The organism is Legionella sheltonii (assembly GCF_026191355.1).
In the GTDB taxonomy this organism is placed as follows: domain Bacteria; phylum Pseudomonadota; class Gammaproteobacteria; order Legionellales; family Legionellaceae; genus Legionella; species Legionella sheltonii.
The window spans coordinates 316244-333223 of the sequence record NZ_JAPHOQ010000002.1 but is presented as its reverse complement, the minus strand read 5'-3'; the positions used below and the strand labels follow the sequence as shown (position 1 = coordinate 333223).

The window sequence follows — 16980 nt, the reverse complement described above, 5'->3', positions numbered from 1 at the left end:
AACAATGCACAAAAAGTTTTTGCTCGCAACGCTTGAACAGGCCCGTCTTGGTCAAGGCCATTGCGCCCCCAATCCTTGTGTTGGCGCTGTTGCTGTGCAAAATGGAACTATTATAGCACAAGCATGTCATAGAGGTGCAGGGACACCTCATGCAGAACAATTATTGTTATCACAGATTCCTCCTAAAATGCCAGGGGTCAGTCTATATATTTCTCTCGAGCCTTGTAATCATTGGGGAAGAACGCCGCCTTGTGTCGATGCGATTATTCAGTATGGAGTAGAAGAGGTTGTTTTTGCCTATTTGGATCCTAACCCAGTTGTCGCAAAAAATAATTCCACAGAAAAATTACGTGCTCATGGAATAAAAGTGACGCACTATCCTGTAGATGAGATTACTGAATTTTATAAAAGTTACTCCTATTGGACTTTGACGCAAAAGCCAAGAGTAACAGTGAAAATAGCACAAACATTAAATGGTAAAATCGGTCGCGCAGTAGGAGAGCGGGTTATTTTGTCTAATACTTTGTGCGGGGAGTTCACACATCAAATGCGCGCCGCGGCTGATGTGATCCTTACAACTGCTCGAACAGTGCAACTGGATAATCCTAAGATGAATGTGCGTATAGGCCAGGAAGAGCAGGCAAAACCAGTTGCAATTATCGACAGGCAGTTAAGCCTTGATAAAAACGCACAAATTTTTTCAACAGCTGCTCATTGTTATGTATATCATAGCAATGATCGAGAAGTTTCTTATCCCAATAGTACTTTGCATTTTATTCCTCCCAAGGATGGATCTATGAATTTAAGTGCTATAATCAGCCACCTAGGAGAGTTGGGATTTCATGATGTTTGGGTAGAGGCAGGAGGGGCTCTTTTTACCGCACTCCATCAAGAAGGATTAGTTCATCGAACTTATTTATATATAGTTCCAAGTATTTTGGAGCACAAGGCAGTTTCAGCATACCAGCAGAGTGGGATTTTTAACCGAGCGCATACAATTTCTTGGCATGCTATGGGCGACAATATGATAGCATGTCTGGATTGGCAGGAAGATAAAATGAACACTGGATCAAATGAGGTCGCGTTATGAAGTATTCATTAGCTACAATAGAACATGCAGTGGAAACACTCAAAGCCGGTAAAATGGTTATTTTAATGGATGATGAGGATAGGGAAAATGAAGGAGATCTGGTCGTTGCGGCAGAATATGCAACTCCAGACGCAATTAATTTCATGTCTCGTCATGGTTGTGGGTTGATCTGCTTGTCTATGGCTGATGAACTGATTGATAAATTACAATTACCTATGATGGCGCAGAATAATAAATCGCCTTATGGTACCGCATTTACGGTATCCATAGAGGCAGCAGAAGGCGTATCAACGGGTATTTCTGCTAAAGATAGGGCTCACACTATTAAAGTCGCCATTAGTCCGGAAAGCGGGCCAATGGATGTTATTTCTCCTGGGCATGTTTTTCCTTTACGAGCTAAGAAAAAAGGCGTATTGGAACGAGCTGGACAAACAGAGGGCAGTGTTGATTTGGCCAAGCTTGCTGGCTTAACTCCTGCAGCAGTGATTTGTGAAATTATCAATGAAGATGGTACCATGAGCCGACGCGATGAATTGGTTTTGTTTTCTCAAAAACATAATATCCCTCTGGTTACAATTAAAGATTTAATAGAATACCGAATCCGTCATGAAGCGTTAATCGAAGCGGCTGCTTCAACTCGTATTCCTTTGCAAAACAAAGGTGATTTTAATATGACTGTGTTTGCAAATGAACTTGATTGTGCGGAGCATTTTGCTTTGGTGAAGCCACCTGTATTTGCCAATCGTGTGCCTTTAGTGCGTATTCATTCTGAATGCATTACTGGCGATATTTTTGGTTCTTGTAAGTGTGATTGTGGCAAACAATTAGAACAGTCTCTATCTCAGATTGCAGATGAGGGAGGTGTTTTAATCTATTTACGCCAGGAAGGGCGAGGAATTGGTTTAGCAAATAAACTAAAAGCTTATGCCTTGCAGGAGCAAGGTTTGGATACCGTTGATGCCAATCATCAACTGGGTCTTCCTGTTGACAGTAGGGATTATGCTGTTGCCTATCAAATGCTGAAATATTTTGGTATTGACGCAATAAGGTTATTGACGAATAACCCATCAAAAATTGCCGCTGTCGAACGTTATGGAATAAAGGTTATGGAAAGAGTGCCTTTAGAAATAGAACCTACTAAGGAAAGTCACAGATATTTAAAAACTAAAAAAGAGAAAATGGGACATTTATTGGCAATAAGTTAGGTCCTGATTGATTTGTAGCTTGGGTTAGGCTAAGCCTTAATCCGCCCTACATACACCAATTTTTTTCTCTATGAACAGTACTTAATTAGCAGGATACAAAGGTCAATTATGACAAATTTTATTTTTATTACAGGTGGTGTGGTCTCTTCTTTAGGAAAAGGTATTGCAGCGGCGTCTCTCGCTGCTGTTCTTGAGGCACGTGGTCTTAAAGTAACATTGATTAAACTTGATCCTTATATTAATGTGGATCCAGGAACTATGAGCCCATTCCAGCACGGTGAAGTTTTTGTAACCAATGATGGTGCAGAAACCGATCTGGATTTAGGTCATTATGAACGTTTTGTAAATACAACTATGACAAAACGTAATAATTTTACCTCTGGAAAAATTTATGAAACCGTCATTAAAAAAGAAAGAAAGGGCGATTATTTAGGGGGTACCGTTCAGGTTATTCCTCATATAACAAATGAGATCAAGCGATGCATCAAATTAGGTGCTGACGGGTTTGATGTGGCAATGGTTGAAATTGGTGGGACCGTTGGTGATATTGAATCATTACCTTTTCTCGAGGCCATTCGTCAAATGCGTATTGAATTAGGGTCGCAAAGAACCTTATTTATCCATCTGACACTAGTGCCCTATATTGCTACTTCAGGCGAAACGAAAACAAAACCAACGCAGCATTCAGTAAAGGAATTGCGTTCTATAGGTATCCAACCTGATATTTTGATTTGTCGTTCAGAAAAAGCGTTACCTATGTCGGACCGAGCTAAAATTGCATTGTTCACTAATGTGGAGAAAGAAGGAGTTATTTCTCTTGAGGATGCGCCAAGTATTTATCAAATTCCAAGAATATTACATGAGCACGGACTTGATGACATCGTTGTGAAGAAATTGGGGCTTGATGCCAAACCTGCTGATTTAAGCGAATGGGACCGCGTTGTGGCGATGAAAGCCACACAAACCATGACTGTAAAAATTGCCATGGTTGGTAAGTATATTGAATTGAATGATGCGTATAAATCAATTAATGAGGCGTTGTTGCATGCTGGGCTTCATACTCAGACTAAAGTGGATATCGTCTATTTAGATGCTGAATTGATCGAAAAGCATGGTTCTTCAATTTTGGAAGGTATTGACGCTATTCTTGTTCCTGGGGGATTTGGGGAACGTGGTGTGGAAGGTAAAATTAAAGCAATCCAATATGCTCGAGAGCACAAAGTTCCTTTCTTGGGAATTTGTTTGGGAATGCAAACCGCAGTGATTGAATTTGCCAGAAATGTTGTTGGCTTAAAAGAAGCAAACTCCACCGAATTTAATAAAAATACTGCATATCCTGTGCTTGGATTAATCAGTGAGTGGATGGATGTAGATGGTTCAAAACAACTTCGTGATGAACATGCTGACTTAGGTGGTACGATGCGTTTGGGAGCCCAATTATGTCAATTGGAAGAAGGTACCTTAGCGCGTAAGGTCTATGGAAAACCACAAATAATCGAGCGTCATCGCCATCGCTATGAAGTAAATAATAAATATGTGGAAAGTCTCGTTAATCATGGATTAATTATCTCTGGACGCTCAGCAGATAATTCTTTAGTCGAAATGGTGGAGTTATCAGACCATCCTTGGTTTTTAGCCTGTCAATTTCATCCAGAATTTACATCAACTCCGAGAGCAAGCCATCCGCTTTTTAAACAGTTTGTACTTGCTGCTCGCGAGAAACATCAAGGAAAAAATTAAAAATGAAATTATGTGGATTTGAAGTAGGTTTAGATAAGCCTTTATTTTTAATTGCTGGACCTTGTGTCATTGAGAGTGAAGAGTTAGCGCTGGAAACAGCTGGATATTTAAAAGAAATATGCAGCCAATTACAGATTCCTTTTATCTATAAGTCTTCATTTGATAAGGCAAACCGTTCTTCTATATCCAGTTATAGAGGGCCTGGTTTTGAAAAGGGATTGTCGATTTTGGAAAAGGTAAAAACGCAGGTAGGTGTTCCTGTGTTAACTGATGTTCATGAAGATACGCCATTATTGGAAGTGTCTAGTGTTGTTGACGTATTACAAACCCCAGCGTTTTTATGCAGACAAACCAATTTTATTCAAAAAGTAGCATCAATGAATAAGCCCGTGAATATCAAAAAAGGACAGTTTTTAGCTCCCTGGGAAATGAAGCATGTGATTGCTAAAGCGCAAGCATGTGGTAATGAACAGATTATGGCGTGTGAGCGCGGTGTGAGTTTTGGATATAATAATCTGGTTTCAGATATGCGTTCATTAGCGATTATGCGCGAAACAGGATGTCCTGTTGTTTATGATGCAACACATTCTGTGCAGCTACCTGGAGGAAATAATGGCGTTTCTGGCGGACAACGTGAGTTTGTTCCTGTGCTTGCGCGTGCTGCAGTAGCTGCAGGTATATCAGGGTTGTTTATGGAAACTCATCCTGATCCAGATAAGGCCTTGAGCGATGGTCCTAACAGTTGGCCTTTAGCTAAAATGAAGTCTTTGCTTGAGTCATTAAAAGCGTTGGATGCGATATATAAAAATATGGGTGAAATTGAATAATCAATTTCACTCTCAACTTTATAAGTACGCTTGAACTATAATTACCTTAGATAATTTTTTTTGAGAGTATTATGGTTAAGTCTAAGTGGCATGCAATCAAATCAAAAGCGACAAAAGAAACAGAAGCAGAGAACGAACTCAAAAATCAAACTGATTCAGTCGATAAGCCAGTGGAATTAGAGACCCTTCTGAACACTCGCGTTGGTGCAACCGATCTCCCTGAAGAACTAGATGCCCAAAAAAATAATCTAGGTCCAAAGGATACCGCATTGGAAGTTGAAGATTTAGAGCCTTCCTCCCCGAAAGCAGGTCAAAAATAATTAGAGACTGTTTTTAGTCGGTTGAAATTTTTTATAAAGTCTTTACTTGAATATATCGGATAGGCTGAACGATTTGCTTGTATCTATCGCTGGAAAACTCGATACAACGCTCTCACAACGATTTCAGAATATTTCTTAAGCATTTATTGGCAACTAAAAGTTTAGGGACTGGATTAGACTTAGTCGTAATCCAGAATTAGTCTATATAAACGCTCGTTTTACTTTATGCTAATACGGATCTACGTATAAAAGTTGAAGTGGATCTACTTGAGGGTGCGCACTATTCTAACTTCCAGACGCGAGTCACGGCGTCATTTTATTTATTAGTGTCTTTGAGATATCTAAATGGTTCGCGTATTCCGCTTCTTCTGCGGCCGTCAGTCCATTCATATCTCTAATTTCTAGTTTGACCGTTGGTTTTTTAATCAAGGTATCCACCATATTGCTATATCCTTTAGCGGCAGCCATTATTAGAGGAGTGAATCCTGTGCCTTCTGTCGTTACATTTGGATTAACGCCTGGGATCTCCAATAAATATTTTACTAAGCTATGGTGACCACCAGCCGCAGCTGCTGTTAGTGCTGTATCACCAAAACGATCGCGTTGATTTAATAGTGCGCCACGTTCATCTTCTTTGATGTTTTTAAGAATCGCCTTAACGCCCCATTTATGTCCTTTCCTGCAGCATTCGACTATTTCTGATAACATTTCTTCAGGAGTACCTAGACTCGTTTTATTTATCGCAGGCTTCATTGTTTTATCTCCTTGAGTTAGCCATATTGAACTATGGAAAGATAACTTAATTTTACCAGAGAGTTCAATATACTAACACTCATTAATGGTTACATTATAGTCCCAGCTTATCCATTGCTTTTCCTCTTAAGTCCTTTGGTCCTTCCGGTATATTTGCTTTAAATTCCTCAATCAAATCATAAAATTCCATGATCTTAAAATCAGCTACACTAGGTTTATTTCTATAATGGACTTCCTGGTCTTCCGAGTACACATCCAACTGATGTGGAGGATATTCTCTTTGCGCATGTTCCGATAAGGCGAGTAACTGAAACAGTACATCATTAAGCTTATTAATCAATGCCGGGTCTGTGCCGTCAGGTAACCCATGAAGTGAATCGACAATTTGCTTCATCAGTTCAATATCTTTTTTGGTGTCTTTAAGAAGATTTTTGATCTTTTCCTTGTGTTTCTCTTGTGAACGTAATTTGGGATGTTTTCTATCAAGGGCATCTATTTCATGCTTCAGTTTATTAGGTAGATCAACGACACATTTTAAGCCACCATTCATCACATCAAGAATATATTTCTGACGACCAGGTGTTATAGGCCTGTGCAACTCGCGTCCCTTGCCCTTCCACATCCCTACATTTCTTAGGTGTGATATCCGTTCTGTTTTGGATAATTCTTGGACTCTCTGCGCCGATTCACTTTGCACTGCTAAACCCACCGTTTGGGTTTTTAGTAATAGAAGTTGCTGTTTCGGATTATCAAGCAGATTGCGGAGTTCATCATCTGTACGTTGCGCTAATGCAGCACTTCCTCGCTCAGGGTTATGAAGCTTGCTGTGAATAATACGACGTCGTTCAGCGACATCTCCTAGTATGCATATTTTTGCGCTTTCTTTCTCTGCTTTAACGCCACATACTGCTGATCCCACACCGCATGCCAATGCTAATACGCCTAAAGTTATTCCTACTGAAAGCCCTGTTGCAGTTGTGCCTGTTTGTCCTAATTCAATTGTTTGAGGTGATTCGGGATTAAGTACATAGGGGCTAAATGTGGTGGTACTTATTGCGTAGATTCCTAACGCAGGTCCGGCTGTAACATTCATGAAATAATCTGCCCCCTCAAGTGCTTTTTCTAAGTGCGGCCTCTCCATGATTTTGGGTGGTTTCAGATGATGAAATGAAGATGATGAACTTTGTAGCGCCTCACTTCTTAGATATTTAAGCGTTGCAGCGCCTGCATTATATACCTTTTTTTCTTGCTTACTTTGATTCCCTGAAGCGGTAATTTCTTCACTTTCTACTGTTATTTTTAATCCTTTGTTTTTTATATCTGCAGATATCCCAGTTTTTAGTGCTTCGACCAGGTCCTTTTGTAAGGGTAAATTGTGTTTTGACACCAACTCATCATAAGTTTCTATTGTGTGTGCTAACGCAGCATGAACATCGGTGAGCATCTCAACTCGTATCTCTTGTTCTATATTTGTACAAATGGTAATCTGATGCGCGAGTGAAATTAAGCATTCAGCATTAGACGCTAACCCTGCGGCTGCTTTATGCATTAAATCTTTGTTGTTACCCACGGGTATATGCCCCGATGGCATTCCCTCGATTGGCGCCAGATTTGCCATAGCGCGAGCCGTTCCTATCTGAGCAGTACACATGATAGTAAATTGCGATGATATGAGTAATGCGGTATAGGGATCGAATGGGGGGGCTGGAGTAAGGCCAGCAGCGACTTGCAAGGCCGCATCTGCCGCATTCTCACGAATCATATCCTCCAACATAAGGAAATAAGCACCTCTGGTCTCTGCAAATTTGCTTTGTAGCATTAAGTCTATTGTATCTTTATCGTTTTTTTCGATTTTTTTGCCAGATTTTACGTATTTTCGATGCATTCTTTTATAGTCAGCTTCTCGAGGCCCTCCAAACAGCCAAGCAAAATTATCTTGCGATTTCAGCTGTGCTACCCCTTTATTCATTGGCGTAGAGTCATCTAGACTAGGGTACTCCGTGATTGCCCCCAAAACCCTATCCACTCTTGCTTGAAGTTTTGCTTTAGCGATCTCATAACCTCTGTAAGCTCTTATTCCCCCATAGATTCCACCTGCTATGCCTCCTATGATTCCTGCTGTGATGGTTCCCCACACAGGAACTACACTGCCTCCCGATCCAGCAATGATCATTCCTAAACCTGCTCCAGCTAAAGAAAGTCCTACTCCAGCAAGTGCTTCTTTAGCTAGGCCAAGTTTTCTTGCCTTTTCTGCTGCTGTTGTGGCTTGCATTGCTTGAATTACATGTGCTTGTACGATTTTAAGTTGCTTTTCTACCTCTGTTTCCATGATTGGATCGTACAACGAATTACCATTTTTATCTTTTTTGTGCTTCCACTCTTCTCGTTCTTGCTCCAATACCTCAAGTTTTTTATTGTATGCTTCAATGAATTCATCAGCTTTTTTCTTGTGATCAGGATCCTTAAAATAAGCGCTGAATTTTTGTTTGATCGTTTTATCTATTTTATGCTCTTTAAGTTTTGCTACAATTTGGTCATATTCTTGCATGTGTTTCACCCAACTGGATGATTTGGTGTCTAATACATGACCTGATTTTAGATTTTTACCTGCTAATATAAGTTTTTGCTCCGCGGCCTTAAACGCATCAGGCTCGAGTATATGCTTCCATTCGAGAGTTCTTTTTAATTCACCTAATTCGAATATTGCTTCATTGTATCTTTTAACGAGAGACTGTAGATTATTTCCTTGCTGTGTAGTATGACCTACTTCATCAAGCATTCTATCTAAATATTCTTTGCTGATTGGTTGCGGTGCCATAGAATGTTCCTCATAATTAATCTTGCTCAACACTGAAAAATAAAGGGCTATGTGTTTTGGTTTGCATAAGTTTATTATATCATCTAAATGAGTAACAATTAATCTGATAGATTTATAATTGGTTTAATTGAGAGTAATTTAAATATTTAGATAACTATTAATTGATAACGAATGATGCAGGCAAAAATTTATAAAGAGCTTTAGGGTAGGGGCGTGCGGGAAATATGGAGCGACTATTTTGGGGATTTACTTGATTTAATTAGCCCAAATAAATGGTAGCAATCTAGTGATCTGATCCATGATGAGTTTTTTGATTATTTGAGTAAAGAATAGCTTATAAATAGGGTTTAAAAAGAAAGTAATAATAGAGCATGTTATTTGAATAGGGCGGAGCTTATATGGACGGAGCCTAAAAATTAACTCATCTTTGGTCTTCGAGAGAATCAAGTTCTTTCGATAAACTAAAACCTCTCCCAATTGCAGGAGAGGTCAAAAAAGATTAGCTGATATCACTCATAGTTGATACTGCATGATAACCTGCATCAACATGAACTACTTCGCCTGTAATCCCAGAGGCCAAGGTAGAGCATAAAAATGCAGCGGTATTTCCAACTTCCTCGATAGTAACGTTTCTATGGAGAGGAGTAATGTTTGCATAAGCACTTTGTATTTTACGAAAATCTTTAATGCCTGCTGCAGCAAGTGTTTTGATAGGGCCTGCAGAGATGGCATTAATACGGATACCCTTTTGTCCCAAACTCGCAGCTAAATAGCGTACAGAAGCCTCAAGACTTGCTTTAGCGACACCCATAACATTATAGTTAGGCACTGCCTTTTCGGCGCCATAGTATGATAGTGTTAAAAGAGAACCTTCAGTTCCTTCCATCATGGGTAAGGCCGCTTGTGCCAGACCAATTAGACTGTATGCACTGATATCATGAGCAATTCTAAAACCTTCGCGAGTACAAGACTCTACGAAGTCGCCACTAATTTGATCTGCTGGGGCATAAGCAACTGAATGAATTAAGATATCCAGGTGATCCCATTGTTTGCGGAGATTGGAAAAAAGAGCTTGAATTTCGTCGTCGTGAGCTACATCGCAAGGAAAGGTTAGTGTGGAATTGAATTCAGCTGCCATTGACTCGACGCGTTCTTTTAGACGTTCATTTTGATAAGTAAATGCTAATTCAGCTCCTTGCTCATGAAATGCTTTGGCAATGCCGTAAGCAATAGATCTATTGCTTGCAAGACCAATAATGAGTGCTTTTTTACCCGCTAAAAATCCCACTATTTTCTCCTCAATTAATTAGTGTGTGATGCTAACAATTCACGCATTTTAGCTTGAATCATTTCAATAGCAATCCTGTTCTCTCCTCCACGAGGAACAATGATGTCAGCGTAGCGACTGGATGGTTCAATAAACTGTAAATACATGGGACGTACGGTTGTTTCGTATTGATGTACTACCGATTCAAACGTCCGATGTCGTTCAACCACATCTCTTTTTAAACGGCGGGTTAAACATACGTCTAGAGGAGTAGACATAAAAATTCGAATATCCATTATTTCTCGTAACTCTTTATCACTGAAGAGTAAAATGCCTTCTAGGATAATAATGGCATGCTGACCAATAGTTCTGGTTTCAGACAAGCGCATGTGCTTTGAGTGGGAGTAAATTGGTATTTCAACTGGTCTACCTTCCCTTAATTGCTTTAAATGCTCACAAAGCAAAGCATGATCAAAAGAATCAGGGTGGTCATAGTTTATTCTTTCTCTTTCAGTGAAAGGCAAATGACCATTATCTTTGTAGTAGGCATCTTCAGAAATAACTACTACCTGTTCTGAGCCAAGCTCATTAACAATAGTATTTGCTAAGAGACTTTTACCTGATGCAGAAGGACCTGAAATCCCAATAATTATGGCTTGTTTATTCATAATAATATCACTAGAAATTTCGCAAATACTAAAGGTTTTTTGTGTCAAATTCAATCTTTTATTAGGGTTTGCTTGTTAAACAGCCTGGTTTTTGAGGACATAAAACAATTTACTCTAAAATATAGTTTAGCTGATTTTCTATGAGTTCTCAGGTGAAAAGTAACGGAGATGCCGCCTCGCGGCATCCACAATGGCTTTAATGAAAAGCAGATACTATTTCTTGCAAAGGCTGACCAACAGCTGCAGATGGATTTTTTATCATGAGCACAGCGGATAAAGTAGGGGCAATGTCCGTTGTATAAGTCGGCCGGAAAATACGTTGGGTTTTAAAATAGGGGTGGACAAAGAGTAAAGGAACATAACTATCATATTGCCAAGGGCTACCATGACTTACTCGCTCCTTACTTTTTGCTCCATTGGATTGATTTGGAGGCTGAATGAGGTAAATATCTCCAGAGCGGTCCGGATAATACATTTTGTTTACTTTAGCGCTAAGCCAATCTTGTTCAATACCAGTAATGGGTAATGCAAATGCTTTGAATATCCCAGGCCTTAATGTTAAAGCCTGTGCAAGAGAGTGTTTCACCTCGTTCAGTTTCAACTGATGTTGATTGATTATTTTATGATCAAGATAGATATAAGGAGGTACGATAGAAATCAGTGTTTGTTCTGGAAGCTTATATTGTTTTTTTAATACAGCGCGAATGTATTGCTCCATTTTAGGGACATTAATAGGATCAATTTCATTGAAATGATGCGCTTTGAGATAGGTTGGTCCATCATTTACACCATGATCTGCGGTTAGCACAATAAGGGTGTTATTTAGTCCTACTTGTTTTTCAATGGTAGCAAAAAGATGGGCCAGGGTTTTATCTAGTTCCAATAAATTGTCTTCTGATTCGAGACTATTAGGACCAAATTGATGACCAATCGCATCAACAGCAGAAAAACTAATCGCTAAATAATCAGTTTTTCCATTAGATTGACCCAATCGTTCTTCAATTAAAAGATGCTCAGCGAAATTTGCAGTGAGCTGATCCGCCTTTGGAGTCCGAGATAGTGCTTTAAAATATTCAGGCTTGGGGGAGTGCGTTACATGGTGAGGAAAGGTTTGACCAAAAAGTTCATCTTCGTGATGGAAGACTGGTGAGTTGGCATTTTGATATTCAGCCTTGGAGCGAGCAAGAGTCCAATCGTAGTCTTTCGGATGGTATTTTTTGTTCCAATCTTTAACCCATTGAGGATATTGAGAATAGTAATAAGTACTGCTAATAAACCCCCCATTTGTCGTATCAAACCAAAATGCTTTGCCAGCATGCCCTGCAAGGGTGATTGCTGAACGATCTTTTAAGGACACTCCAAAGACACGTCCTTTTTGCGAGAGTATTATTTCATCGCTTAAAGTCGAGGCATATAGATTTTTAGGAGAACGTCCTGGAGTGACCATATGTGTATGAGGTGTTCTTAATATATTGGCTTGTAAGTCTTCCATGCAATAAACCATTTGTTGTGATTTTCGGTCATACCATTCATTATTGATGACACCATGCAAGGCTGGAAAGCTTCCTGTTGCAACTGTTGCGTGTCCAGCACACGTTGTTGTGTTGGCATGGGGATGATGCGTATTGTGATAATCAATGGCATGACTTAATAAATAACTAAATCCACCGTTACCAAATTGTTGTTGGTGCTGATAAATTAAATCGCCACGTAATTGATCGATTACCAGTTGAACGACTAATTTGGGTTGACTCATTTGCGCATAGCTATTAAGACAATTTACAACAAGAAAAACAAAGCCGATGTATTTTTTCATAACTCATCCTGACGAGGGCAAAAAGAGCTAAATTAATCAACGGTGCTTAAAAAAGCAATCCAAAAAAAAAGTTCTAGTTCTTCTTCAACTTATTAAATCGTTTTTAGCAGACTGAGTTCAAGAATCTTTTTTTGAAACAAAGTAAAAAAATTATGATATCTTATTGACTTTTAATGATAAAAATTAATTAAGTAGTAAAAACAAAATGCATGACTGGCATTATTAATTAGTTTAAACTGCTCACGTTGAAGTAAATTTTACTAATCCCGATTCATGGAGTTTAAGGAGAGCAGAAATGGGTTTTAAGTATGTGGAATATGATTTATTATCTAAATACATCAGGGAGAGTATTGCAACTGAAGTAAAAAGACATAAATTGGATGAAAAAAATTTGCCTCAGGCGTTAAGATCTCTTTCTGTTAGCCATCCTGAACGAGCAATTCAATGTAAGTACTTACTTAAAGTTCTAGCATGTCTTGATAAATCCACTAGTCATGATAAGACACTTGTTCTATATGCCGCTGCGTTCTATATTCGTGATCAAATTTTTGCCAGTTATCAAGGCACTGTAACTTCGTTTTTTTTGTCTCCCGAGAACAGCACTTTATATAATCAATTAACAACCTCCCTTAATCTTGATCGAGAGAACTTCCCTGACTCCAAAAATTTACTTGAAATGTATGAGGCTTTAAGCAGCTTTATGCATGCACATGTATATGTTGATGGAGATTCGAGTAACGGTTATTTGGACAAAAGCAAACAGCTATTCTCAAGCCAAAAAATTAAGAATTATAAGGTAGAAACAGTACTAAAAGATTTGGTTAAAAAAATAGCAGGCCTTAAATTGGAACAGATTGAGAAAGCCAAAGAACAAGATCTAAAAGCCTCTGAATTGGGCCAGATTGATAAGCCTAAAGAATCACAGTTAAAAGAATCTGATAAAAAAATCAGGCAAAACCAGGGATTTTTTACACCGAGTGAGGTTACTCTTCCTGTATCTGATGCTGCTGCTGCGAGTAAAGAGTATTTTGAAGAGGCTAGGGAACCGGTATCAGTGCAATGTAACTAGCTCATCTTCCTGTACCTGTTTTATAACCAAATTTTTGCCTAAGTCCGCGGTCTAGTGTTTTAGCGCTGCTCTCCTGGATACCGCGGATGTCCCCCCGAACAAATCGGGGTGGCAGGTCGAAAATTTAGGGACAAAAGCTAATACAGAATTATAATTGCGGTTCCGAGATTTTTTTCTGTTGCTCAATAGGATAACCTGAGACTGCCCAGTCAATAATACCACCATCTACAGAATAAACTTCTTGGTACCCCAAATCCATTAATACTTGGGCCGCGAATAAGGATCTTACTCCACCTTTGCAGTGCAAATAGATAGGATGATTTTTATTTGGGATTTTCGCAGCAATACATGATGCAATGGTATCTTTAGGGATGTGCCATGCTCCAGTTATATGAAACTCTTGCCACTCGTCTAATTCTCGAACATCAATTAAACAAAGATTGGGATTAGTTTCCATCATTTTTTTTAGTTGATGTACATCAATAGTTTTGATCTTAGGGTTGGTCATAACGAACCTCTCTTATTGTTGGTCGTGTAAATGTGGAATGATGCAGCAACCAATAAATTGTTGCTGTGAAAACACCACCTATCAAGGTGGCAAATGCCCAGGTCGCTGCAGAAACTAAAACAGTTTTTTGCCCTGTTTGATTCATATTCCCTGCATCATGGGCTACTGCACCAGCAAAAATCAAATGCAAAATGCCATTGATGAGCATCATGATAAATAAAAAAGTTTGTATCTGTGTGGAAAATTGTTGTACTAGCTCATTGATCATGAATCAGTTCCTTATGTTTTGTTAATCAATAGCACTCTTGCATAACCTGCATCACAATCTACACATGATGCAAGAGTTTAATGTTTGTTAACTTTTGAGTCTAACAACCCATTTTTTCGCAGTATCTCCCGCTATAAAGGATTGGGTCAGACATAAAGATCTAACGTACAATATAATAACAGAAAATGAATAAGATCTTTTATTTCTGTGTTAACCCCGGTAACATCGTCGAAAATATAAAAAGAGAAGAAAAAGCATGAATGTTCATGAAATCCCTGTTCCTCATTTGACCACAGCACATTCTGGACCATTGTTTCATGTGGAAAAAATTGTATTAAATCAAATAGCGGCGATTGAATCTTGGTTTAGGCATCAATGGAAAGACACTCCACCGCCTTTAACCTCATCTGTTGATTTACGACATGCAGGATTTAAACTAGCACCTGTTGATACTAATCTGTTTCCGGCAGGGTTTAATAATCTAAATCCAGAATTTCTGCCCTTGTGTGTTCAGGCTGCGCAGTCTGTGCTCATCGATTATGTTCCCGATTGCACTAGAATCTTACTTATTCCAGAGAGTCATACACGTAATAAGTTCTATTTAAAAAGTCTCAATATATTGCGAACTATTTTTGTAAAAGCTGGTTTTGTGGTACGTATAGGCAGTTTGGATCCTGAGATTAAAGAGCCTACAGAAGTTTTTCTTGAAAGTGGCGAAAGCCTCTTATTAGAGCCTATAGAACGTCAAGGAGACCGTGTGGGGTTGACTAATTTCAACCCATGTTTTCTCATGCTCAATAATGATCTGTCCCAAGGAATTCCTGAGATTTTGCAAGGAATAAAACAAAAAATAAGGCCCACAGCACAATTAGGTTGGTTTTCACGATTAAAATCGAGCCATTTTAATTTTTACGAAGAGGTTGCTAGAGACTTCGCTGAATTTGTAGGGATGGATTCCTGGTTAATTAATCCTTATTTTAGTGCTCTTGAAGGTTTGGATTTTATGGCACAGGAGGGGATAGATAGTTTAGCAATCGAAGTGGATAAAATTCTCACTTTGATGAGTGATAAATACGCAACATATGGGATAAAAGAGAAACCTTTTGTTGTGATTAAAGCAGATAATGGTACCTATGGCATGAGCGTCATGATGGTGCATGAAGCAGAAGAGGTGCGCCAATTAAATAGAAAACAACGTACTCGAATGTCGACCAGCAAAGGCGGTCGTAAAGTAGACAGAGTTATTATCCAAGAAGGGGTGTATACCTTTGAAACCATGCCCAATGGTTCTGTTGCTGAACCTGTTGTCTACATGATTGGCCAGTTTGTTGTTGGTGGATTTTACAGAGTACATAAAGAGCGTGGGATCGATGAAAACCTAAACGCACCAGGAATGCATTTTGAACCCCTAGCTTTTGCTCAAGCGTGTAATATGCCTTGTGATGACTTAACTGAGGTGGATGAGTCTAATCGTTTTTATGTTTATGGAGTAATTGCACGATTGGCCGCACTTGCTGCAGCCAGGGAAATAGCGGCTATTGGGGGTGAGTAATGAAGCTTGGCGTGCTACTGGATCCTCTAAATCAGCTAAAACCTTATAAAGATACAACTCTTGCTATGATCAAGAAAGCGCGAGAGATGGGTTGGTCCTGTGTTGTATTTACACAGGAAGATTTATTTTGCAAGGAAGGGCGTGCTTTTGCACAAGTGTATGATTTAAGTATCGGAGATGTACTCAGCAAGGATTGGGCTACGATCAAAGTATTAGATGAAATGCCTTTGAGCGAGCTTGATATCATTCTGATGCGCAAAGATCCTCCTTTTAACATAGAGTACATCTACACCACATACATCTTGGAACTCGCAGAACGTGAAGGTGTTCTTGTTGCAAACAAACCACAAAGTTTACGTGACGCGAACGAGAAGTTTTTTACCTTAAATTTTCCTCAGTGCTGCCCAACGACACTGGTATCGCGAAATATGAAACGATTGAAAGCTTTTTGGGAGGAGCACAAACAAGTTATTTTCAAACCCTTGGAAGGGATGGGAGGGAACTCTGTATTCCATGTCGATGAACAAGGGAAAAATTTGGCGGTTATTTTAGAAGTCTTAACTAAAAATCAAACTCAAACCATTATCGCCCAACGTTACATTCATGAAATAAAAAGCTTAGGTGATAAACGCATTTTATTAATTAATGGTGAACCTGTTCCTTATGCATTGGCACGAATTCCTGCGGAAGGTGATTTGCGAGGTAATTTGGCTGCAGGCGCTCGTGGTGAGGTAGTACCTATTACCCCAAGGGATAGATGGATTTGCGAGCAAATAGGATCCACTCTTAGGGCCAAAGGTTTATATTTTGTTGGCATTGATGTGATTGGTGATTATTTAACGGAAATTAATGTTACTAGCCCAACTTGCTTGCGTGAAATAGAAGCTGAAACAAAACTCGATATTGCTGGTGATTTCCTAAAGTGCCTGCAGAAAATATGCCGTGCTTAGATCGGATACACAACTTACCGATAAGCCTATAGCACAGCACCGGTCATCCCAAGGGAGCTCCGCACATTAGCTCGGTGCTCTGATTGGCATCCTTCGCTATGCTCGCGATGCGGGCAAAAAATTTCGAAC

Annotated in this window: 15 protein-coding genes; 8 read left to right on the top strand and 7 right to left on the bottom strand. The window is 39.3% G+C overall.

Translation table 11 applies throughout. From position 1 onward, the window contains the following. Positions 1 to 4 precede the first annotated feature (4 nt). From ribD to OQJ26_RS03430, 5 genes are all read left to right on the top strand, one after another. Positions 5 to 1090 (top strand): bifunctional diaminohydroxyphosphoribosylaminopyrimidine deaminase/5-amino-6-(5-phosphoribosylamino)uracil reductase RibD, encoded by a 1086-nt coding sequence (gene ribD, locus OQJ26_RS03450; protein WP_265702533.1) that lies wholly within the window; start codon positions 5 to 7, stop codon positions 1088 to 1090. Then, the gene (gene ribB, locus OQJ26_RS03445) at positions 1087 to 2295 is read left to right on the top strand and encodes a 3,4-dihydroxy-2-butanone-4-phosphate synthase (RefSeq protein WP_265702532.1); all 1209 of its coding nucleotides are present in this window, start codon (positions 1087 to 1089) and stop codon (positions 2293 to 2295) included. Before ribD ends, ribB begins: the two co-directional genes overlap by 4 nt. A 108-nt stretch (positions 2296 to 2403) precedes the next feature. After that, positions 2404 to 4035 carry a CTP synthase gene (locus OQJ26_RS03440; RefSeq protein WP_265702531.1) on the top strand — a complete coding sequence of 544 codons (1632 nt, stop codon included), beginning with the start codon at positions 2404 to 2406 and terminating at the stop codon, positions 4033 to 4035. 2 nt (positions 4036 to 4037) lie between these two features. Further along, entirely contained in the window at positions 4038 to 4862 is an 825-nt protein-coding gene (gene kdsA / locus OQJ26_RS03435; protein WP_265702530.1) for a 3-deoxy-8-phosphooctulonate synthase, read from the top strand. A gap of 71 nt (positions 4863 to 4933) precedes the next feature. Next, positions 4934 to 5182, top strand: coding sequence for a hypothetical protein (locus tag OQJ26_RS03430; RefSeq protein WP_265702528.1), 249 nt, complete (start codon positions 4934 to 4936; stop codon positions 5180 to 5182). Positions 5183 to 5485: 303 nt separating this feature from the next. On the opposite strand, the gene OQJ26_RS03425 is transcribed toward OQJ26_RS03430, so the two are convergent. The 5 genes from OQJ26_RS03425 to OQJ26_RS03405 form a co-directional block, all read right to left on the bottom strand. Next, positions 5486 to 5935, bottom strand: a complete 450-nt coding sequence (locus OQJ26_RS03425; RefSeq protein ID WP_265702527.1) for an ankyrin repeat domain-containing protein — start codon at positions 5933 to 5935, stop codon at positions 5486 to 5488. A gap of 94 nt (positions 5936 to 6029) precedes the next feature. Further along, positions 6030 to 8753: a hypothetical protein gene (locus tag OQJ26_RS03420; protein WP_265702526.1), complete on the bottom strand. Its 2724-nt coding sequence runs from the start codon at positions 8751 to 8753 to the stop codon at positions 6030 to 6032. Between the two features lie 499 nt (positions 8754 to 9252). Beyond that, entirely contained in the window at positions 9253 to 10041 is a 789-nt protein-coding gene (locus OQJ26_RS03415; RefSeq protein ID WP_265702524.1) for an enoyl-ACP reductase FabI, read from the bottom strand. 14 nt (positions 10042 to 10055) lie between these two features. Next, a complete protein-coding gene (udk, locus tag OQJ26_RS03410; protein WP_265702523.1) occupies positions 10056 to 10688 on the bottom strand; it encodes a uridine kinase in 633 nt (210 codons plus the stop codon). Between the two features lie 196 nt (positions 10689 to 10884). Continuing rightward, complete coding sequence (locus OQJ26_RS03405; protein WP_265702521.1) at positions 10885 to 12504, bottom strand: alkaline phosphatase family protein; 1620 nt, start codon at positions 12502 to 12504, stop codon at positions 10885 to 10887. A 295-nt stretch (positions 12505 to 12799) separates the two neighbouring features. Between OQJ26_RS03405 and OQJ26_RS03400 the strand changes: the two genes are divergently transcribed. Next, a complete protein-coding gene (locus tag OQJ26_RS03400; protein ID WP_265702520.1) occupies positions 12800 to 13573 on the top strand; it encodes a hypothetical protein in 774 nt (257 codons plus the stop codon). 148 nt (positions 13574 to 13721) lie between these two features. Here the strand turns inward: OQJ26_RS03400 and OQJ26_RS03395 are convergent, their stop codons facing one another. Further along, complete coding sequence (locus OQJ26_RS03395; protein WP_265702518.1) at positions 13722 to 14081, bottom strand: rhodanese-like domain-containing protein; 360 nt, start codon at positions 14079 to 14081, stop codon at positions 13722 to 13724. Beyond that, positions 14068 to 14349: a hypothetical protein gene (locus tag OQJ26_RS03390; RefSeq protein WP_265702517.1), complete on the bottom strand. Its 282-nt coding sequence runs from the start codon at positions 14347 to 14349 to the stop codon at positions 14068 to 14070. The genes OQJ26_RS03395 and OQJ26_RS03390 overlap by 14 nt, the downstream gene beginning before the upstream one ends. 256 nt (positions 14350 to 14605) lie before the next feature. Here OQJ26_RS03390 and gshA point away from each other — a divergent pair, with 256 nt between their 5' ends. Both gshA and gshB read left to right on the top strand, forming a co-directional pair. Further along, on the top strand, positions 14606 to 15901 hold the full coding sequence (gshA, locus tag OQJ26_RS03385; protein WP_265702516.1) for a glutamate--cysteine ligase: 1296 nt from the start codon (positions 14606 to 14608) through the stop codon (positions 15899 to 15901). Further along, complete coding sequence (gene gshB / locus OQJ26_RS03380) at positions 15901 to 16851, top strand: glutathione synthase (RefSeq protein WP_265702515.1); 951 nt, start codon at positions 15901 to 15903, stop codon at positions 16849 to 16851. Before gshA ends, gshB begins: the two co-directional genes overlap by 1 nt. The last annotated feature ends 129 nt before the right edge of the window (positions 16852 to 16980 follow it).